The sequence below is a fragment of the Streptomyces sp. NPDC102467 genome (assembly GCF_044765445.1).
GTDB lineage: Bacteria > Actinomycetota > Actinomycetes > Streptomycetales > Streptomycetaceae > Streptomyces.
On sequence record NZ_JBIWKA010000002.1, the window covers coordinates 374,857 to 394,334 of the forward strand.

At 71.0% G+C, this 19,478-nt stretch carries 21 protein-coding genes and 1 riboswitch; of the genes, 6 read left to right on the top strand and 15 right to left on the bottom strand.

Annotated features, from left to right (window positions below; all coding sequences use genetic code 11):
• Nucleotide 1: 1 nt before the first annotated feature.
• The 6 genes from manD to ACIREE_RS04930 all read right to left on the bottom strand — a co-directional run bounded on the left by manD (nucleotide 2) and on the right by ACIREE_RS04930 (nucleotide 6,360).
• Nucleotides 2-1,216 carry a D-mannonate dehydratase ManD gene (gene manD / locus ACIREE_RS04905; RefSeq protein WP_404146289.1) on the bottom strand — a complete coding sequence of 405 codons (1,215 nt, stop codon included), beginning with the start codon at nucleotides 1,214-1,216 and terminating at the stop codon, nucleotides 2-4.
• A gap of 47 nt (nucleotides 1,217-1,263) precedes the next feature.
• Complete coding sequence (locus tag ACIREE_RS04910; protein WP_404146292.1) at nucleotides 1,264-2,133, bottom strand: carbohydrate ABC transporter permease; 870 nt, start codon at nucleotides 2,131-2,133, stop codon at nucleotides 1,264-1,266.
• On the bottom strand, nucleotides 2,130-3,095 hold the full coding sequence (locus tag ACIREE_RS04915; protein WP_404146294.1) for a carbohydrate ABC transporter permease: 966 nt from the start codon (nucleotides 3,093-3,095) through the stop codon (nucleotides 2,130-2,132). Before ACIREE_RS04915 ends, ACIREE_RS04910 begins: the two co-directional genes overlap by 4 nt.
• Nucleotides 3,095-4,414 carry an ABC transporter substrate-binding protein gene (locus tag ACIREE_RS04920; protein WP_404146296.1) on the bottom strand — a complete coding sequence of 440 codons (1,320 nt, stop codon included), beginning with the start codon at nucleotides 4,412-4,414 and terminating at the stop codon, nucleotides 3,095-3,097. Before ACIREE_RS04920 ends, ACIREE_RS04915 begins: the two co-directional genes overlap by 1 nt.
• 171 nt (nucleotides 4,415-4,585) lie before the next feature.
• A complete protein-coding gene (locus tag ACIREE_RS04925) occupies nucleotides 4,586-5,392 on the bottom strand; it encodes a FadR/GntR family transcriptional regulator (RefSeq protein ID WP_404146298.1) in 807 nt (268 codons plus the stop codon).
• 188 nt (nucleotides 5,393-5,580) lie between these two features.
• Nucleotides 5,581-6,360 carry an ANTAR domain-containing protein gene (locus ACIREE_RS04930; protein ID WP_404146301.1) on the bottom strand — a complete coding sequence of 260 codons (780 nt, stop codon included), beginning with the start codon at nucleotides 6,358-6,360 and terminating at the stop codon, nucleotides 5,581-5,583.
• A 129-nt stretch (nucleotides 6,361-6,489) separates the two neighbouring features.
• Here ACIREE_RS04930 and ACIREE_RS04935 point away from each other — a divergent pair, with 129 nt between their 5' ends.
• A complete protein-coding gene (locus tag ACIREE_RS04935) occupies nucleotides 6,490-6,849 on the top strand; it encodes a helix-turn-helix transcriptional regulator (protein ID WP_404146304.1) in 360 nt (119 codons plus the stop codon).
• A 172-nt stretch (nucleotides 6,850-7,021) separates the two neighbouring features.
• On the opposite strand, the gene ACIREE_RS04940 is transcribed toward ACIREE_RS04935, so the two are convergent.
• Complete coding sequence (locus tag ACIREE_RS04940) at nucleotides 7,022-7,396, bottom strand: VOC family protein (protein ID WP_404146307.1); 375 nt, start codon at nucleotides 7,394-7,396, stop codon at nucleotides 7,022-7,024.
• Nucleotides 7,397-7,644: 248 nt separating this feature from the next.
• Here ACIREE_RS04940 and ACIREE_RS04945 point away from each other — a divergent pair, with 248 nt between their 5' ends.
• A complete protein-coding gene (locus ACIREE_RS04945) occupies nucleotides 7,645-8,067 on the top strand; it encodes a carboxymuconolactone decarboxylase family protein (RefSeq protein ID WP_404146309.1) in 423 nt (140 codons plus the stop codon).
• Between the two features lie 48 nt (nucleotides 8,068-8,115).
• Here the strand turns inward: ACIREE_RS04945 and ACIREE_RS04950 are convergent, their stop codons facing one another.
• From ACIREE_RS04950 to ACIREE_RS04965, 4 genes are all read right to left on the bottom strand, one after another.
• Nucleotides 8,116-9,255, bottom strand: coding sequence for an RNA polymerase sigma factor (locus ACIREE_RS04950; RefSeq protein ID WP_404146833.1), 1,140 nt, complete (start codon nucleotides 9,253-9,255; stop codon nucleotides 8,116-8,118).
• Between the two features lie 8 nt (nucleotides 9,256-9,263).
• Nucleotides 9,264-9,671 (bottom strand): YciI family protein, encoded by a 408-nt coding sequence (locus tag ACIREE_RS04955; RefSeq protein ID WP_404146312.1) that lies wholly within the window; start codon nucleotides 9,669-9,671, stop codon nucleotides 9,264-9,266.
• 105 nt (nucleotides 9,672-9,776) lie between these two features.
• Nucleotides 9,777-10,199 (bottom strand): cupin domain-containing protein, encoded by a 423-nt coding sequence (locus ACIREE_RS04960; RefSeq protein WP_404146315.1) that lies wholly within the window; start codon nucleotides 10,197-10,199, stop codon nucleotides 9,777-9,779.
• 67 nt (nucleotides 10,200-10,266) lie between these two features.
• Entirely contained in the window at nucleotides 10,267-10,590 is a 324-nt protein-coding gene (locus ACIREE_RS04965) for a carboxymuconolactone decarboxylase family protein (RefSeq protein ID WP_404146318.1), read from the bottom strand.
• Nucleotides 10,591-10,841: 251 nt separating this feature from the next.
• Here ACIREE_RS04965 and ACIREE_RS04970 point away from each other — a divergent pair, with 251 nt between their 5' ends.
• Entirely contained in the window at nucleotides 10,842-11,756 is a 915-nt protein-coding gene (locus ACIREE_RS04970; RefSeq protein ID WP_404146321.1) for a helix-turn-helix domain-containing protein, read from the top strand.
• Nucleotides 11,757-11,796: 40 nt separating this feature from the next.
• Here ACIREE_RS04970 and ACIREE_RS04975 read toward each other — a convergent pair whose 3' ends face one another.
• The gene (locus ACIREE_RS04975) at nucleotides 11,797-13,350 is read right to left on the bottom strand and encodes a hypothetical protein (RefSeq protein WP_404146324.1); all 1,554 of its coding nucleotides are present in this window, start codon (nucleotides 13,348-13,350) and stop codon (nucleotides 11,797-11,799) included.
• A 174-nt stretch (nucleotides 13,351-13,524) separates the two neighbouring features.
• On the opposite strand from ACIREE_RS04975, the gene ACIREE_RS04980 reads away from it, so the two are divergent.
• The gene (locus tag ACIREE_RS04980; protein ID WP_404146326.1) at nucleotides 13,525-13,737 is read left to right on the top strand and encodes a hypothetical protein; all 213 of its coding nucleotides are present in this window, start codon (nucleotides 13,525-13,527) and stop codon (nucleotides 13,735-13,737) included.
• Nucleotides 13,738-13,797: 60 nt separating this feature from the next.
• Nucleotides 13,798-14,047: riboswitch (cobalamin riboswitch) on the top strand.
• Between the two features lie 165 nt (nucleotides 14,048-14,212).
• Nucleotides 14,213-16,540 carry a 5-methyltetrahydropteroyltriglutamate--homocysteine S-methyltransferase gene (gene metE / locus ACIREE_RS04985; protein ID WP_404146329.1) on the top strand — a complete coding sequence of 776 codons (2,328 nt, stop codon included), beginning with the start codon at nucleotides 14,213-14,215 and terminating at the stop codon, nucleotides 16,538-16,540.
• Nucleotides 16,541-16,595: 55 nt separating this feature from the next.
• Here metE and ACIREE_RS04990 read toward each other — a convergent pair whose 3' ends face one another.
• Nucleotides 16,596-18,152: an LCP family protein gene (locus tag ACIREE_RS04990; RefSeq protein WP_404146332.1), complete on the bottom strand. Its 1,557-nt coding sequence runs from the start codon at nucleotides 18,150-18,152 to the stop codon at nucleotides 16,596-16,598.
• A 155-nt stretch (nucleotides 18,153-18,307) separates the two neighbouring features.
• Between ACIREE_RS04990 and tatA the strand changes: the two genes are divergently transcribed.
• Nucleotides 18,308-18,511, top strand: a complete 204-nt coding sequence (gene tatA / locus ACIREE_RS04995) for a Sec-independent protein translocase subunit TatA (protein WP_404146335.1) — start codon at nucleotides 18,308-18,310, stop codon at nucleotides 18,509-18,511.
• Here tatA and ACIREE_RS05000 read toward each other — a convergent pair.
• Nucleotides 18,508-18,789 carry a hypothetical protein gene (locus ACIREE_RS05000; RefSeq protein ID WP_404146338.1) on the bottom strand — a complete coding sequence of 94 codons (282 nt, stop codon included), beginning with the start codon at nucleotides 18,787-18,789 and terminating at the stop codon, nucleotides 18,508-18,510. The genes tatA and ACIREE_RS05000 overlap by 4 nt on opposite strands.
• Complete coding sequence (locus tag ACIREE_RS05005; RefSeq protein WP_404146836.1) at nucleotides 18,789-19,478, bottom strand: HNH endonuclease family protein; 690 nt, start codon at nucleotides 19,476-19,478, stop codon at nucleotides 18,789-18,791. Before ACIREE_RS05005 ends, ACIREE_RS05000 begins: the two co-directional genes overlap by 1 nt.

The window sequence follows — 19,478 nt, forward strand, 5'->3', positions numbered from 1 at the left end:
GTCACCAGTCGTGGACACTGCCGTCCTGGAGGCGGTTGACCGGAAGGTATGCGGCTTCGTACGGGTGGACGGCCGCCAGTTCCTCGTTCAACTCCACGCCGATGCCCGGGGTTTCACCGGGGTGCAGGTGGCCGTCGGAGAAGGTGTAGGCATGCCGGAACACCTCATCGGTGAGCGGGGTGTGGCCGGAGTACTCCTGGATGCCGAAGTTGTGGACGGCCAGGTCGAGGTGGAGGGCCGCCGCCATGCCGACCGGGGAGATGTCCTCCGGTCCGTGCACGGCGCTCTTGATCTGGTACTGGGCGGCGAAGTCGAAGAGCTTGCGCAGCGGGGTGACGCCGCCGAAGTGGGTGACCGCTGAGCGTACGTAGTCGATCAACTGCTCGGTGATCAGGGCCTGGTAGTCGTGGACCGTGTTGAAGACCTCGCCGATGGCGAGCGGCGTGGTGCTGTGGCGGCGCACGAGGCGCAGCGCCTCCTGATTCTCGGCCGGTGTGCAGTCCTCCAGCCAGAAGGGGCGGTACGGCTCCAGGTCCTTGGCGAGGCGGGCCGCCTGAATCGGGGAGAGACGGTGGTGGGCGTCGTGGAGGAGGGGCAGATCGGGGCCGAACTCGGCGCGCACGGCGTCGAAGACGGCCGGGGTGTGGCGCAGGTAGGCGTCGGTGTCCCAGTCCTCGACGAGGGGGCGGGTCTGCTGGTGGAGGACGGGCGCGCCCTCGTCGTCCGTGCTGTGCACCCCGTAGACGGCCTTGAGTCCGGGGATGCCGGACTGGATGCGGACGGCGTGATAGCCCTCGGCGAGCCGCGCGCGGACCGAGTCGAGGAGTTCGGGCAGGTCGCGGCCGTTCGCGTGGCCGTAGGTGCGCACGCGCTCCCGGCTCGCGCCGCCGAGGAGTTGGTAGAGCGGCAGGCCCGCGGCTTTGGCCTTGATGTCCCACAGGGCCACGTCCACGGCGGCGATCGCGGCCATCGTCACCGGGCCGCGCCGCCAGTAGGCGCCGCGGTAGAGGTACTGCCAGGTGTCCTCGATGCGGTGCGGGTCGAGGCCGACGAGGAGGGGGGCCACGTGGTCGGTGAGGTAGCTGACGACGGCCAGTTCCCGTCCGTTGAGCGTGGCGTCGCCGAGGCCCGTCAGTCCCTCGTCGGTCGTCAGCTTGAGGGTGACGAAGTTGCGACCGGGGCTGGTGACGACGACCTTCGCGTCGACGATCTTCATGGGGATTCTCTTTCGGTTCCGGGAGGAAGGGGGGGCAGGATGTCGGTTCAGCCCTTGGAGGCGCCCGCGGTCAATCCGGCCACCAGGTACTTCTGTCCGAGGACGGCGGCGAGGACGACGGGCACGGTGATGAGGGTGGCGGCGGCCATCAGACCGCCCCAGTCGGTGCTCGCGTAGGAGATGAAGTTGAAGAGGGTGACCGGCACGGTCTGGGTGCGCTCGTCGGCGAAGACCAGCGCGAACATGAAGTTGTTCCAGCTGAAGACGAAGGCGAGGAGCGAGGCCGTCGCGGTGCCGGGTGCGGCGAGCGGGAGCGTGATGCGCCAGAAGGCGCCGAAGGCGCTGAGTCCGTCGGTGCGTGCGGCCTCTTCCAGTTCGACGGGCAGACCCGCGAAGAAGCTGATCATGATCCACATGATCAGCGGTACGGAGACGAACATGTGGCTGAGGATCAGCACGGTGTAGGAGCCGACCAGGCCCATCCGTGCGAACAGGTAGTACCAGGGCACGAGCAGCGAGATCGCCGGGACGATGCGCGCGACGAGGATGACGGAGCCGGTGCGGCGCATCCCGAAGCGGCCCACGGCCCAGGCCGCCGGCACCGCGATGACGGCCGAGAGGACGGTGGACACCACGCCGACGAGCAGGGAGTTGCCCATCGAGCGCAGGATCTGGCCGGCTTCGAGGACGCTGCGGAAGTTGTCGAGGGTGGGGCGGAACCAGAGGCCCACGGTGGGGTCGGTCACCTGAACGTTCGTCTTGAACGCGGCGGCGAACATCCAGATGACGGGCAGCGCGAAGACGAGGGTCACGATGGCGATGGCGACACCGCGAAGCCAGGTCAAGTACCGCCGTTTGGTTGCCTGTTGTGCGCGCGGCGGCGGGGTGGTGACGACAGGGGTGACGGTGGCGCTCATGCGTGCTTCCTTCCGCCGCGGCGGCGCAGCAGCACCACGACACCGATGATGAAGAGCGTGAACAGGACCAGGACGGCGGCCGCGAGCCCGTACTCCTGGTAGTCGAAGGTGAGCCCGTAGGCGTAGACGTTGAGCGTCTCGACCTCGAAGTCGGAGCCGCCGCCGGGCCCCTTGGTCGCGTAGAGGATGTCGAAGGTCTTCAGGCCGTCCACGGCGCGCAGGACGAGCGCGGTGGCCAGCGTCGGGCCGAGCATGGGCAGGATCACGTACCGGAAGCGCTGCCAGCTGCTCGCGCCGTCGACGAGTGCGGCCTCCTCCGGCTCCTCGGGCAGGGTGGTGAGACCGGCGAGCAGCAGCAGGGTCATCATCGGCGTCCACTGCCATACGTCGATGAGCATCAGGGTCGGCAGCGACTGGCTGACGGAGCCGAGGAACTCCTGCGGGGGCAGGCCCACCGAGCTGAGCAGGTGATTGGCGATGCCGTTCGTCGGGTCGAGGATCAGCAGCCACAGGATGCCGATGGCGACCGGCGTGGTGAGCAGCGGGATGATGAGGACGGTACGGACCCAGCGCATGGCGCGGAACGGCTTGCGCATGAGCATCGCGAGGGCGAGGCCGAGCACCGTCTCCAGCACCACCGCGCCCACGGTGAAGACCAGCGTGCGGCGGGCCGCGGGCCAGAACCTGCGGGAGTCGGCCAGCGCGTCGGTGAAGTTGCGCAGCCCGATGTGGTGGGAGTCGGCGTTCACCGCGCCGAAGGCGTCGGTCAGGCTGAGGTCGAGCGTGAAGACCAGCGGGAAGACGATCATCAGGCCGACGAAGAGCAGGGCGGGCGCGAGCATGGCCCACTTCAGCCGCCGGTTGGCCTGCTCGAAGGTGCGGGTCCTGCGGCCTCGCTGGTCCTCAAGTGGCCTATGTGCGCGGGTTGTTGTGCGCGCCGGGGAGACCTCGGTGGCCGGCATCAGGACTCCTTGTGGCGGTTGTCGCGGACGAGGAAATCGGCGAACTCCGCGTCCGCGTCCCGGGCCACGGGCGGTACGGACTGGCCGAGGATGCCGGCGACCAGCGGACGGCCGACGATGTCGCGGGCCCGGCCCACCTGGAGCACGCGGGGCCGGTCGTAGCCGCGGCCCCGCGCCGCGTTGAGGCGCATGGCCTCGGCGAGGTCCGCGGGGAAGGCCGCGAGTGTCTTCGGGTCGGACCACACCGATGTGCGGGCCCCGGGGATGCCTTCCGACTGCAGGGTCGTGGACATCTCGGGGCCCGCCGCCCACCTGATGAACTGCCATGCGTCGTCGCGGAGTTCGGAGAACGTGCTGATGCCCAGGCTCCAGGACGGGATGTTGTGCGGCACCGCGCCCGCGGGGCCCGCGGGGAAGGGTGCGAAGCCCACGCGCTCGCGGACCGTGGATATCTTCGGGTCGAGGAAGTTGCTGTAGATCGCGTCGGCGTCGATGTAGAACGCCGCCTTGCCCTGGGCGAAGATCGGCATCGCCTGTTCGAGGCTCATGTTCGTCGCCCCGGGCGGGCCGGTCCGCGCCAGCAGCTTGCCGTAGTACTCGTACGCGGCCAGCGCCTCCGCACTGCCGATGCCCGACTTGCCCCGGACGACGAAGTCCCCGCCGTGCGAGTACAGGAAACTCGACCACTGGGAGACGGCTCCGTTGCGCTGTCCGCGGCCGACGTACCCGAAGAACCCCTTCTTGCGGGCTGCCAGTTCACCCGCGGCGTCCAGCAGCGCGTCCAGCGTGCGCGGCGGCCCGCCGAGGTTCTCGACCAGGTCCTTGCGGTAGTAGAGCACGGGACGTTCGGTCACCACCGGCACGCTCAGTACCTGACGGCCCGTCACGGAGGCTTCGCGCGGGGCCTTCTGGAAGTCCTGCCAGGCGAAGTGCGCGTCGCTCTCGACCCGGTCGGTGAGGTCGGTGAGCCAGTTGTTGTGCGCGAAGATGAGCTGGTCCTGGAGGGCGCGGACCATCATGACGTCCACGTCGGTGCCGGAGGCGTTCAGTTTGACGTTGTAGCTGCTGGTGAGCTGGTCCGCGGTGAGCAGCGTCATCGAGACGGGCCGCCCGATCAGCTCTTCGAACTCCTGCTTCCGGCGCCGTATCGCCTGGGACCACACGTGATTGATCGCCATGATCCGCAGGGGCGTGTCGGCCGACGGTGTCCCGCCACGGGCCGAACAGGCCCCGAGCGCTCCCGTACCGGCGGCTCCCGCCACCCCTGCGGCCATCCTGCCGAAGGTGCGTCGGCTCAGGAGCGGGCTGCTCGTGGACATCGTCGTCCTCGCCTCTCTGTGGTGCCGTTCTTCCGGGCCGACCTACCGGCCTGGGCCTGCTGGTCCAACTGGTAGTACCAGTTGGACCAGCGAGACAGTAACAAGCGAAAGGCGTGCTGAACAGCCCCCTGCGCGGAAAGTGGAACGTGCGGACCCGAGCGGGACCGCGCGTCAGAGGGCCCGGCCGGGCTGCTCCCTGGCGGGCTCGAGCAGGGTCTCGATGTGATTGCGCGCCATGACGTCGACCTGCAGGTCGAGATCGGCCCCGTAGGTGCGCAGGCCGAGTCGCAGATGCTCCAGCATCCGCGCGCAGGCGAGCTCCACGTCGCCCGCCTCGACGGCCTCGAAGATCTCCGGGTGGTGCGGCACACCCGGCTCACCGATGGACGGGTCCGAGTTCGAGCGGAGCATCATCTCGAACATCATCCCGCTGATCGACGACAGCATGATGCGCAGCACCGGGTTCTTGCTCGCCACCGCGATGGCATCGTGGAACTCCATGTCCGCCCGCGCCTTGACCACCACGTCGGACGCCGACTCCAGGGCGTCCCGGGCGGACCGCATCACCGCGATGTCCTCAGGGGTGGCCCGCTCGGTGGCGAGCCGGACCGTCTCGACCTCCAACGGGATCCGCGCCTCGATGAGCTGACGCACCGTCGGCCGCCCGGCCCGGTACAGCGCGTCGTAGCCACGCGCCTGCCCCGATGTCGGCTCCCGCACGAAGGAGCCACGTCCCGGCTCGACCTCGATCAGATGCTGGGCCTCCAGCCGACGGAGCACTTCCCGTACGACGTTGCGGCTCGCTCCGAACTGCTCGGCGAGTTCACGCTCCGAAGGGAGCTTCGATCCGACGGCGATCTCTCCGGACCTGATGTCGTGCTCGAGCTGACGCGCGATACGTTCCGTCAGGAGCCCTCGTCGGCCGGGCTCCGCAACACGGCCCTGGCGCGACGGATCTGAGGGGGCTGACGACTGCATGACCGCAGCGTACAGGCGACTCGCCGCGGCCGTCGGCGATACCGGCCGCCACCTCGGGCGACGCGCCCGCCGCCGCCGCGACGAGCCGGGCACGACTCGGGTGACGGGCAGGGCGGCACCGCTGCCACGGCTGGCGCCGTCGGTGGCGCGACCGCTCCGAGCGGCGTACACCGGGCCGTCCGCTCGCCCTACTCGCCCTCGCTGATCCTGTCGGCAGGTGAGGGCACCGCGGCGAGGGTGTCCGTGGGCGCGGGCACACCCGCGTGGACCCAGTCCCAGTCGTGCCCGTCGACCGGTTCGCCGATCGCGCCGACCGGTTCGACAGCCGGATCGACCGGGTCGACCGGGTCGTCAGCCGGGTCCTCCTGGTCGGCGCGATCGGCGAACCGGGCCATCACGACGGACAGTTGGGCCTGTACGGCCTTGGGCAGCGGAGCGGTACCCGTGGTCGAATCGACCAGGTGGCCCGCCACCCGGTGCAGCTTTATGTTGGTGCGCTGCGACACGTCGACCAGCACCTCCCAGGCGTCATGCGGGCTGACGCCGAAGGCCGCCACGAGAACGCCCCGGGCCATGTCGATCGTGCCGCGGCTCTGCATCGCCCGCCGCAGCTGCGCGACCTCGCGGCTCAGATCCGCGTCCGAGTCCTCCGTCGGCTCGGCGTGCGGGCCCGCGACCACGGAGTGGTCGATGCTCAGCAGAATGTTCACCCCGGAGTTACCGCAGGCCTCGACCCGGTTCAGGTCCAGGTCGATGCTTCCGTCCGAGGCGAGGAGAAGCGGTCGCAGGACGCTGTCGAGCCGCTGATCGTCGTGCAGATGGAGATCCCCGCGCACGCTGACGACCATCCCGTCGCCGTCCCGGTGGTTGAAGATCGTCAGCCCGGAGAGCCGGTGGGCACCGGCGGAGGAGGCCGGATCGGCGCAGGTGGTGGCCGCCCCGGTCCCGGACTGTGCAGACTCTGGCATGGCCGTCTCCCTCGGTGCAGCCTGGCGGTCCGGTATCAGATTCGCGCGCTATCGTGACACACGTCAAGCGATACCTGAAATTAAGTTCAGGGGTTCTAAGACGTGAACCCTTGGGCCTACGATTCGGGTATGGATGGAGTGCCGGAACCGCATGCTGGATGGACGTTCATCACCAATCACGCACGGGTGCTCGCCGCCATCGCCGACGATCAGAACGCGCGGATCCGCGACATCGCCGCGTACTGCAGGCTCACCGAGCGAGCTGTCCAGAAAATCATCTCGGACTTGGAGGAGAGCGGCTTTCTTTCGCACACGCGCGAGGGGCGCGGCAACACCTACCTGATCTCGCCGGGGATGACCCTGCGCCATCCGGCCGAGGCGGAGGCCGGGCTCACCGTGGCCTCCCTGCTCGGTCTGCTCGCCCAGGACGAGGCGCACCGCGCCGATCAGTACCGCAGCGACGAGCGGCAGGGCGCCGACCGCAGCTGAGCGCACCACGCGGGCCTTCCATGCCGGTCAAGGGCCGGCCCAGCCGTCGAGCGGCAGCCACATCGAGCCGCAGGACGGGAGCGGCCCGGCACCCCGTCGCTCCCCGTCTCAAATCCCACCACGCCGCAGTTCCGTACATCCCCGACCGGCGGCGCTGCCCGGTTCCGGGGCGTCAGGCGCCCGGAAGGAAGAGGCAGAACGGGTGGCCGTGCGGGTCGCGGAGAACGCGTACGTCGTTCTGCGGCTGATGTTCCTCCAGCGTCGCGCCCAAGGCGCAGGCACGCTCGGTCTCTGCCGCCAGGTCGACGACCTGGAGGTCCAAGTGCGCCTGCATCTGCTGAGTGCCGGGGCCCTGGGGCCACACGGGGGGCACGTGGTCGGGCTCCAACTGGAAGCTGAGGCCGGGCCGTTCCCCTTCCGGGGCGCGCAGCCGGACCCACTCCTGCTCGCGCTCGACCTCCTCCCAGCCGAGCAGGGCCCGGTAGAAGTCAGCCAGCGCGGGCGGGTCAGGAGTGCCGAGAACAAAACCACCGAGCGTTGCCGTCATGCCCCGACGATTGCCCATGTCCCCCGCACCTACGCGTACGCCACGCGGTTCGCCCGGCCGGCGCTCCAAGGTCCGGACTACCGGGGCTCGCCGACGCCCGCGCCCCTGCCGGGTGTGGCCCGCTTCGTATGGTGTTCGTAGGGTGGTCGGGCGTGGGTGTGCGCCATGACGCCCGCGCCGGAGGAGGAGATCCACGACTACGAGCGGCTGCTTGCCGGGCTCGGCGGGCCGCCGGAAACGGAGCCATCATGCGTGCTGAACCCGGCGCCGAGAGCCGCCAGGAGCGCTTCGACCGTGGCATGGAAGTGATGGCCCGCGTCGACGGCGAGGGCGGCCCCCGTGTCGTCGACGCGCTCGCCGACGTCAACCCCGAACTCGCCCATCAGATCGTCGCGTGGGGGTTCGGGGAGATCTACAGCCGCCCCGCCCTGCCCCCGCGCGACCGGCAGTTGGTCACGCTCGGCATCCTGGCCGCCCTCGGCGGGTGCGAACCCCAGCTGGAGGTGCACGTCAACACCTCCCTCAACGTGGGCCTCACTCCCGAGGAGATCGTGGAGGCCCTCCTGCACTCGGCCGGTTACTGCGGTTTCCCCCGGGCCCTGAACGCCACCTTCGTGGCCAAGAAGGTGTTCGGCGAGCGCGGTCTCCTGCCGGTGCGGCAGGAGCCGTAACGGGGGGCGGATCGCACCTCTACGGCGGCGCGCGGTCTCCGTTCCCGGTCAACGCCGGGCGTTGAGCCGGGCGGCCTGGCGCGTCAGGTGGTCGCGCTCGGCGAGATTGGGCGCCTTCCCGGCCGCCTCGGCGTAGAGCCGGGCCGCGGCCACCAGGTCGCCGTCGCGCTCATGGAGATACGCCGCCACCGCGGTGTGACGGGGCAGCGCGTCGTCCACGGCCGCGAGCGCCGCCAGTCCGGCGCGCGGTCCGTCGGCCTCGCCGACGGCCACCGCGCGGTTGAGTCGAACGACCGGGCTGTCGGTGAGGCGCGCGAGCTCGTCGTACCACTCGACGATCTGCACCCAGTCGGTCTCCTCGGCGGTGGGCGCGTCGGCGTGCAGTGCCGCGACGGCCGCCTGGGCCTGGAACTCGCCGAGGCGGTCGCGGGCGAGGGCCGCCTGAAGGATCTCGACGCCCTCGGCGATCGACGTGGTGTCCCACCGGCCGCGGTCCTGCTCGGCGAGCGGCACCAGGCTGCCGTCGGGCGTGGTCCGAGCGGCGCGCCGGGCGTGGTGGAGCAGCATGAGGGCGAGCAGCCCCGACACCTCCGGGTGGTCGATCGCGGCCGCGAGCTGCCGGGTGAGCCGGATGGCCTCGGCGGCGAGGTCGACGTCGCCCGAGTAACCCTCGTTGAAGACCAGGTAGAGGACGCGCAGCACGGTGGCGACGTCGCCGGCCCGGTCGAGCCGCACCCCGGAGACGGTGCGCTTGGCCCGGCTGATGCGCTGCGCCATGGTCGCCTCGGGTACCAGGTAGGCCTGGGCGATCTGCCGGGTGGTGAGACCGCCGACGGCGCGCAGCGTGAGCGCGACCGCGGAGGACGCCGTCAGCGACGGGTGGGCGCACAGGAAGTAGAGCCGGAGCGTGTCGTCGGCCGCGGGCGCGGGGCCGGGCGCCGGCTCTTCGTCGAGGCGGTCCTCACGTCGGCGGCGGGACACGTCTGCCCGGGCCGCGTCGAGGAACCGGCGCCAGGCCACCGTGATCAGCCAGCCCTTCGCGTCCCGCGGCGGGTCGGCCGGCCAGACGCGGACCGCCTCGACCAGCGCGTCCTGCACGGCGTCCTCGGCCGTCGCGAAGTCGGCTCCGCGGCGGACGAGGACGGCGAGCACGCTCGGTGTGAGGCTCCGGAGCAGGGCCTCGTCCATCACAGGGGTCACTCCGTGATGGTGTGGCAAGCGCTCATGAAGGGGCGCAGTTCCAGCCACTCGTGGATCGGCTTCCCGCCCGCGCCGGGGGCAGCCGACAGTTCCCCGGCCAGTTCGACGGCGCGCTCGTAGCTGTCGACGTCGATCACCATCCAGCCCGCGATGAGGTCCTTGGTCTCGGCGAACGGACCGTCGGTGACCGGTGGGCGGCCCTCGCCGTCGTACCGGACGAAGGCCCCCTCGGAGGAGAGCGCCTGGCTCTCGACGAACTCACCGCTCTTTTCGAGCCGGGCCGCGAAATCGTTCATGTACTGCCCGTGGGCCGAGATCTCCTCCTGCGTCCACTGGTCCATGGGCGCGTCGTTGACCGACGCCGGGGCGCCTCGGTAGTGCTTCAGCAGCAGGTACTTGGCCATCGCGGTTCTCCTCGATCCTGGTCCGACCCATTGTGGTCGCGTTCATACCAGGGACGGAGCCGGTCACGGGTTCTCGACATCGCCGTACGACTTTTTTCGGGCGGGTCAGTTTCCGGTGCCTCCGGTGCCGGAGAGGGCGGCCGCGTACTGCTCGTCGCTGACGGGCTCGAGCCAGGTGGTGCCGTCGCCGTTGCCGTCACCGACCACGATGGCGATGTGGGCCATGAGGGTGGTGTCCGTGGCGCCGTGCCAGTGCTCCTCGCCGGCCGGGCACTTGACGGTCTCACCGGCGCTGACGCGGACGACATCGCCGTCGCGGGTACCGACCAGGCCGACGCCGTCGGTGATGCAGAGGGTCTGGCCGTTGGCGTGGGAGTGCCAGTTGGTACGGGCCCCCGGGGTGAACCGGACCAGCCCCACCGCGAGACGGGCCGGCTCGGCGGGAGCTTCGAGCAGGTTCAGGTAGACATCGCCGGTGAAGCGTTCGGCCGGGGGCCTGACGGTGGGGGTCGACATGAGGTGTTCCATGTTTTCCTTCTTCTCTTCTGGGTCTCTTCTGGGTCTCTTCTTGGGTGAGCCGGTGGCGGGACAGGAGTCAGGCGGCGCCGCGCTCGTCGGCGATCTTCTTGAGCCGGGTGATCGCGGTCATGGCATTGGGCCAGCCCGCGTAGAAGGCGAGATGCGTGATCGCCTCGGACAGCTCCTCGACACTGAGCCCGTTGTCCAGGGCCACGCCCAGGTGGTAGCCGAGCTGCTCGCCGCGGTAGAGGGCGGCAAGCACGCTCACCGTGACGAGGCTGCGGTCGCGCGGGGAGAGTCCGGGCCGCTCCCACACGTCGCCGAACAGGACATTGTCGGTGACCTCGACGAGCTTCGGCGCGATGTCGGCCAGCTCCCGGGGTGCGGACTGCTTCGGCATGAGGACTCCTGGAACGTAACGCGGCAGAATGGATGAGAACAGAGCAGAACGGAAGATGTCGGCATGAGCCACTGTGCGGCCGGGCCGGTCCCGCGGCAGCCGCTGAGACGCTGGTCCCGACTGCCGCCCGGGGCGTCCCAGCTCCTGCCGGTATCGAGGAAACAGCAGGTCAGTACCGTGGAGGAGGGCCTGGCGTCACAGGTACCGACAGGACCCCCCACAGGTACGCCGTCCGATCTAGCCTGGAATGCGTGAGCACCCAGAGCGACATCCGCGAGTTCCTGGCCTCCCGCCGCGCCAAGATCACCCCTCGGCAGGCGGCCCTGCCGGCGTACGGCGGCAACCGGCGCGTGCCCGGCCTGCGGCGCGAGGAAGTCGCCCTGCTCGCCGGCGTCAGCATCGACTACTACGTCCGCCTGGAACGCGGTCACCTCGCGGGCGCATCGGACGAGGTCCTCGACGCTGTCGCGAACGCCCTCCAGCTCGATGACGCCGAACGCGCGCACCTCTACGATCTGGCCCGCGCCGCCGCCAAGCGGCCTGCCCGGCGCGGCAGGCGCCCCCGCGGGCCGCTACCGGACAGCGTGCTGCGCGTCCTGTACTCCATGACCGACTCCCCGGCGTTCATCCGCAACGGCCGTCTCGACGTCCTGGCGACCAACCGCCTCGGCCGCGCCCTGTACAGCCCGCTGTACGGCGACAAGTACGGCACCGAGTACGGCACCGAGTGCGACGACAGGTACACCGGCAAGGGGCGGCACACGGTGAACATCGCCCGCTTCCAGTTCCTCGATCCCGCCGGGCGCGACTACTTCCCGCACTGGGAGGAGTCCGTGAACACCACGGTGTCGCTGCTGCGCACCGAGGCGGGGCGCGCCCCGGGCGACAGCGAGCTGACCGGGCTCATCGGCGAACTCGTCACCCGGAGCGACGAGTTCCGCACCGCCTGGGCCAAGCACAACGTGCGGCTGCACCACACCGGCCGCAAAGCCTTCCGGCACCCGGCCGTCGGGGCGATCACGCTCGACTTCGATGCCATGGAGCTCCCCGCCCAGCCCGGCCTGACCCTCACCGCCTACAGCGCCCCGCCCCACACCCCCGACCACGACAAGCTCCAGCTCCTCGCCGCCTGGTCCGCCACCGAGGAGACACCGGCCCGGCGGTAGCGGGCCCAGCGGGAGGCCCGAACAGGCCCGCGCCCACGCCCTAACGGCGTCGCAGGTAGAGCCGGAGCATGCCGCTCCGGGTGGCGTGCTCCTCGCTCAGCTCGAAGTCGCGCCGCAGTGCCTCGATCTTGGCCCGGTCCGTGCCGCTCGTGGGCGCCCAGCCCGGGCGCCCGGCCCGGGGATCGATCACCACCCACACCCGGCCGATCTTCCGCAGCCGATGGGCCAGCGTCGCCGCCCCCGTCTCCGCGTCGTACAGTTCACCCGCCTCCGGGCCCGTGCGGGCGAGCGCGACGTCGTGCAGCCGCCGGAAGTCGGCGGGATAAGCGGCGGCCGCGCGCCGCGCGCCCGGGGACGGCACGAACAGCACGGTGTCTCCGGGCTTCAGCTCGCGCGCGGCCAGCACCGCGAGGCCCCGCAGGTCGTCGGATCTCGCCCACGGCCCGCGATCATGCTCATGGGTCGGCAGTTGCGCGACGAACGACGCGCCCACCAGAACCACGCCGCCCGCCGCGAGCAGCCTGCCCACCACCGGATTCCGAGAACGCGTCAGTTCGGGCACCAGTCGCACGATCCGTTCCGCGCCCGCGGCCGCGAGCAGCGGGACGCCTGCCAGGCAGAACAGCAGATAGCGGTCGTAGTAGAGCGGCTGGTACTGCGAAATGCCCAGCAACAGAGCGGGCGGCACGAGCGTCAACGGCAACGCCACCCCGCGCAACGACACCTCCCCCCGGCGAGGAAGCGACGCGCACACCCCGACCACCACCAGCCCCAGCACCACGGCGCACACCACCTCGGTGGGACCGGCGAAGGAGTACACCAGGCCACGCACCTGCTCGCGGCCCGGCTTGTCCAACCAGGCGACCTGAGCGCTCTGCCCGCGCGAGACGAAGAGGAGCGGCAGCAGAGAGACCGACACGCAGGCCACCGCCGCCAGCCAGGCCCTCCATACCGCCCATGGCACCCGGGCGCAGCACAGCGTGCACGCGTGAGCCGCCAGGACGAGCACCGCCATCTCGTGCAACCACGCCGTACCGGTGAGCAACAGCGCGTAGAGCACCCAGTGCCGCCGACCGCGCGCCCGCAGGGCACGCACCAGCGCGACGGTCGCCGCGAGGACACCGGCGGCCACCAACGCGTAGGAGCGGCCCTCCTGCGCGTAGCGGCCGACGAACGGGGTCACCGCGTACAGCAGTCCCGCCCACAGCCCGACCCGGGGCCGCGCCAGCCGTGCGCCGAGCAGGCCCACGAGACCGGCGGCCAGGGTCGCCCCCAGCACCGAGGGCAGCCGCAGCAGCACTTCGCCCGGGTACGGGGCGAGGACGAAGTGCATCAGCGCGTAGTAGAGGCCGTGCACCGCGTCGATGTGCGACACCAGGTGGGCGATCTCCGGCAGTGTGCGGTGTGCCATCTGCAGGGTGACGCCTTCGTCGCCCCACACCCCGTCGCGGTCGAGCCCCCACGTGCCCAGGCCCGCCATCACCACGGACGGCACGGTGACGGCGATCGCGGTGCCGGCCGCCCTGGACCGCGGGTTCTGCCGTCGTGACGGGGGTACGGGCGCGGGATCGTTGCGGACGAGGGCGACGGCCACCGGGCTCTCTCCTGGCTCGAGCCGTGCGCGGCCGACCGCCGGCGCCTGGCGCGCCCATCCTGAAAAGGGCGCGCACACGACAGGTGACGCCACGCGGGGCGGGTCACCTGATGCGCCCAGCCCGCCCCTGCTTCCCAAGATGCAGGAGCGGCGGGCACACCGGACCGTGGAGGCATGAGCAAACCGGTCATCGTCTACCAGCCATCGCCCGACGGAGGGCGCCGTGTCCGCGTGGACGGCGAGATCGTCGGACTCGCGCACGAGCCGCGCGATGTCGCCGAGTTCCTGCGTCGGGCCGGGCACGACATGGACGAGGCGGATGTGGAGGCGTCCCCGTTGATCGACTGGCGCGGCGGCGGCCCCGGCACCTGGCCCGCCCCCTGGTAGCGCCGGGTGGGGTCAGTTGGAGGCGTCGGGTCGGCGTTGAGCACGGGCGGGTGACCCCGTACGCTGGCCGACGCAGCTGGTTCGCCCCGTCCGCCAGGCGGGATGCGTCGCAAGAGGGAACCCGGTGGGAATCCGGGACTGCCCCGCAGCGGTGAGTGGGAACGACCGCCGTCATCAGCACTGGGCCCCGACAAGGGCCCGGGAAGCGACGGCCAGTAGATGTCTCGTACGACTGTCTTGTTACGACTGTCCTGTACGACACGAGGCGCGCCCGCGAGTCCGAAGACCTGCCAACTGCCCGTGTGCGTACGACGCGTGCGCGGACATCCTGGCGACCTCGAGGGCGGGTCGGCGAGCACATCGGGCGGACGACCGTGCCATCGCGCGGCGGTCCGGGTCGCCCGGGCCGTCACCCCTTCGCGTCTCTCGTCCCTTCGCCGGGATCTCAGGGATTCATCTCGCGAAGGAGATCTCCGTGACCAGCAGGAACACAGCCGTGACGGCGCGCGCCACCGTCCACGGCTACCCGCGCCAAGGGCGTGACCGCGAACTGAAGAAGGCCGTCGAGGGGTACTGGAAGGGCCGCGTCGATGCCGACGCGCTGCGCGCCACCGCCGCCGGACTGCGCCGCACGCACTGGCAGGACCTCGCGGACGCCGGAATTCACGAGGTGCCGACCGGCGACTTCTCGTACTACGACCACGTCCTGGACACCACCGTCATGGTCGGTGCCGTGCCCGCGCGCCATCGCGCCGCCGTCGACGCGGACGCCCTGGACGGCTACTTCGCCATGGCCCGCGGCACCCAGGACGTGGCGCCGCTGGAGATGACGAAGTGGTTCGACACCAACTACCACTATCTTGTGCCGGAGTTGGGCCCTGGCACGGTGTTCACGGCCGACTCCGCCAAGCAGGTCCAAGAGGTGCGCGAGGCCCTCGCGCTCGGGCTGACGCCGCGGTCCGTGCTCGTCGGTCCCCTCACCTACCTGCTGCTCGCCAAGCCCGCGCCCGGAGTCGCCGCGGACTTCGTTCCGTTGACCCTGTTGGACCGGCTGCTGCCCGTGTATGCGGAGGTGCTCGCCGACCTGCGCGCCGCGGGCGCCGAGTGGGTGCAGCTCGACGAGCCGGCTCTGGCCCAGGACCGCACCGCGGCCGAACTGAACGCCGCCGAGCGGTCGTTCCGCGATCTCGGCTCGCTCGCGGACCGTCCGCAGCTGCTGATCGGCTCGTACTTCGACCGGCTCGGCGACGCCCTGCCGGTGCTGGCCAAGGCCCCCGTCGAGGGTCTCGCCCTCGACTTCACCGGGGCGGCCTCCGCGAACCTCGACGCGCTCGCCTCGGTCGGCGGGCTGCCCGGCAAGCGGCTGGTCGCGGGCGTCGTCGACGGCCGCAACATCTGGGTGAACGACCTGGAGAAGTCCCTCACCACGCTGGGCACGCTGCTCGGGCTCGCCGGGCGGGTCGACGTGGCCGCCTCCTGTTCGCTGCTCCACGTCCCGCTGGACGCGGCGCGGGAGCGCGACCTCGATCCACAGATCCTGCGGTGGCTGTCCTTCGCCCGGCAGAAGACGGCCGAAGTGGTCACCCTCGCCAAGGGGCTGACCCGCGGCACGGGCGCCATCGCCGCCGAACTCGCGGCCAATCGGGCCGACTTGGCCTCCCGAGCCGCCTCCCCCATCACGTACGATCCCGTCGTGCGGGCGCGCGCCGCCGCCGTCACGGACGCCGACACGCGGCGCTCGACGCCGTACGCCGAACGGGCCGCGGCCCAGCGTGCCCATCTCGGCCTGCCCCTGCTCCCGACCACGACCATCGGCTCCTTCCCGCAGACCGGTGAACTGCGCACGGCGCGGGCGGACTTGAGGGCCGGGCGGATCGGCGCGGCCGCGTACGAGGAGCGCATCGCGGCGGAGATCGGCGAGGTCATCACCTTCCAGGAGAAGGCCGGGCTCGACGTTCTCGTGCACGGTGAGCCGGAACGCAACGACATGGTCCAGTACTTCGCCGAACAGCTCACCGGGTACCTGGCCACACGGCACGGCTGGGTGCAGTCGTACGGCACCCGCTGCGTGCGGCCGCCGATCCTGGCCGGCGACATCTCCCGGCCGGAACCGATGACGGTGCGCTGGACGACGTACGCCCAGTCGCTGACCTCGCGTCCGGTCAAGGGCATGCTCACCGGGCCCGTCACCATGCTCGCCTGGTCGTTCGTCCGCGACGACCAGCCGCTCGGTGACACCGCGCGCCAGGTGGCGCTCGCCCTGCGCGACGAGGTCGGGGACCTGGAGGCGAACGGCACTTCGGTGATCCAGGTCGACGAGCCGGCCCTGCGCGAGACGCTGCCGCTGCGGGCCGCCGACCGGCCCGCCTATCTGCGGTGGGCCACCGAGGCGTTCCGGCTCGCCACCGGCGGGGTGCGTCCCGATACCCAGATCCATACGCACATGTGTTACGCCGAGTTCGGTGACATCGTCGGCGCCATCGACGACCTCGACGCCGATGTCATCAGCCTGGAGGCGGCCCGCTCCCACATGCAGGTCGCGCACGAGCTGGCCGCGCACGGCTACCCGCGCGAGGCGGGGCCCGGCGTGTACGACATCCACTCCCCGCGCGTGCCGGGCGCGGACGAGGTGACCGGCCTCCTGCGCAAGGGACTTGAGGCCGTACCGGCGTCCCGGCTGTGGGTCAATCCGGACTGCGGTCTGAAGACCCGCGGCTGGCCCGAGGTCCGGGCCTCCCTGCAGACCCTGGTCACGGCGGCCCGCACCGTACGCGCCGAACTGCCGGCGGCGAGGGCCGAATGATCGCCTGACACGGCGCGGTGGAGCGGCGCGCGGCGCTCTCCACCGTGGCGGGTGCTCAGCCGTAGGACAGGTTGGAGCAGAGGTCCTCGTCGGCCGAGCGCGCGTCGTCGGCCACGCCCGACGGTACGGATGTGGGGGCCGGTGACGCGGTCGCGGCGCCGGTGTAGTCGGCTCCCAGCACGACGGAGATGCCGTCCGCGTCGGCGGCCCGCACCGCGGCGCCGGGGAAGAGACGGGCGACTTCCTCGGCGTCGGCCCGCTCCCCCGGGCCGTACTCGACCGTGGTGGTGGCCCGGTCCTGGGTGGCGGCGTTGGCGGTGCCGGTGACGGTGAAGTCGTGGCCGGTCAGCGTCCTGGCCGCGCTGGAGGCGAGGCCCTTGGTCAGGGTGCCGTTGTAGACGGCGACGGAGACACCGGCGCCGGACACCTCCCGGACGGTGGGCGACGCGGACGTCTCCACAGTGTTCTTGCCGTTCTTGCCGTTCTTGGCTCCGGCGTTCTTCCCGTCCAGGGTGCGGTCGTCCTTGAGCGCGGCCCACAACGCGTCGGCGTCCGGCTGTACGACGGCGACGCGGTTGCCGTCGTACTTCCAGGGGACGGTGACGAACTTGGTGTTGTGCAGATCCACGTCCTTCAGCCCCATCGCGAACTTCAGCAGCTTGTCCGCCGAGCCGAGGCCGGGGTCGACGGTCATCGACCTGGTGGCGGCGTCGGCGAGCGGCAGGAGTCTGGTGGGGGTGAAACCGTCGTCCTTGATCTTCTTGATGAGGCTGGAGATGAAGGCCTGCTGGCGTTTGATGCGGCCGATGTCGGAGCCGTCGCCGATGCCGTGCCGGATGCGGACGTAGTCGAGGGCCCGCTGCCCGGAGACGGACTGCTCGCCCTTCGCGAAGAGGAGCTTGCCCCGGGTGGCGCGATTCGGGTTGAGGTCGTTCTGGTAGACGTCCTGCGGGAGGCAGACCCGCACGCCGCCGACCACGTCGGTGAGTTGCGAGAAGCCCTTGAAGTCGACGACGACGGTGTGGTCGACGCGCAGCCCGGTCAGGTTCTCCACGGTGTTCTGGGTGCATGCCGGGTTGCCCTCGGCCGTCTCCCCGGTCGAGTAGGCCGCGTTGAACATCACGTTCGTCCGGGTCTTGCTCCACGATCCGTCGGGGAGCTTGCACGGCGGCACGGTGACCAGGGTGTCGCGGGGGACGGAGACCCCGACCGCGTGCTCGTGGTCGGCGTAGATGTGCAGCAGGAACGCGGTGTCCGAGCGGCCGACGTCGTCCTTGTCTCCGCCGCCGAGTTCGCTGTTGCCGCCGGTCCGTGCGTCCGTGCCGATGACCAGGACGTTCTCGCCCTTGGACGCCTCCGCGTCGGGCCGGTTCCTGGATACCCCGTCCGAGGAGAACGTGTCGATGTTCCCGCTCAGCCGCAGGTACAGCCAGCCCGCGCCGGCCGTGACCAGGACGAGGAACGCCAGGCCTGCCGCGAGGCCGAACCGCAGCCTGCCGCGTCGGCGGCGGCGCGTGCCGCGGCGCCCTGGGTCCCGGCGCCTCGTGCCACCGCGCGCCGCCCGGACCGCGCGGCGGGTGCGCTCGGTCGGCGCCTCGGGAGTCTGCGTCATCGACGTGCCCTCATCCTCTGCGTCCCTGTGCGTCCTCCTCGGGGTGACGTGTGACGCCCCCCAAGGTTGTACGGTTGCGCAATGTAGCAAGTAAAGCTGAGGATGCGGTACGCGAACCGTTCCCGTCGGCGCGATCACGACAAGGAGTGCCCACCATGTTCCGCAACGCACTGGAGCCCTGGCACCTGCTCATCCTGGGGCTGGTGATCATCCTGGTCTTCGGTTCGAAGAAGCTCCCGGACACCGCCCGCTCCCTGGGCAAGTCCCTGCGCATCCTCAAGAGCGAGACGCAGGCCATGAAGGAGGAGACCGACAAGAACGCAGAGAGCAGCGGCGAGCGCCGCTCCGCCGGGTCCTAGTACGCGGCCGCGCCGCCCCGCCGGACGCGGTCGATGGCGTCGGCGTGCAGGGCCGCGAGGCCGTCGGGCGGCAGGGTCACGGGGGTGCCGGCGAGCGTGTACCACTCGTCGGCCCGCGTGTACTGGATGGCGACGCGCGCCCGGCCGTCGGGCAGCAGGGTGGTGGCGACGGTGACGTCCCCGGTGATCACTCCGACCTCGTCGGTCATGGCGCCGCCGGGTCCTGCCCGGACCTCGTCCCTCAATGTCCCGTGGTCGCTCGACTCGTGCTCGCTCATCAGGAACAGGTGCCCAGCATGGAGCCGAGCTCCCTCTTCTCCGCGTCCGTCACGGACAGCTCGTAGGTCGCCTTCACCGACACCCACGCCCTCGCGTACGCGCACCAGTACGTCTTCGCGGGCGGCTGCCATGCGTCAGGACCCTGGTCGCCCTTGGCGCGGTTGGTGGCGGCCGAGACGGACAGAAGTTGGGGGTGGGTCAGGTCGTTGGCGAAGGCCTTGCGCCGCTCCTCGGTCCATGAACGCGCGCCGGACCGCCAGGCGTTGGCCAGCGGAACGGTGTGGTCGATGTCCAGATCCTCGGGCTCGGTGAACGTTTTGCCCTCGTAGGCGCTGGTCCAAGTCCCGGACACGGGGCGGCACTCGGCGTCCCGGCGTACGTCCTTGCCGTCCCGTTTCAGGACCACTTCGCGCGTGCTGCAGGAGTCGCCCTGCTCGGCCCAGTGCGGGAACTTGTCGCGGCTGTAGCCGGCCATCGAGCCGTTCGCCGCCACCGTGACCTTGGACAGTTCCTCGCGCGCCTCCCGCACGGTGGGCATGCCGGGCAGGGTGCCGGCCGCCGCCGTCGGCGACGCTTCGGGGCCGTGCGCGCCGTCGCTCCCCCTGTCCTCCGCTGCCGTGCACCCGGCAGCCGCGATGATGGCGAGAACGGTCAGTCCCTGTTGCCACAGCCGTACTTGACGCCCCAT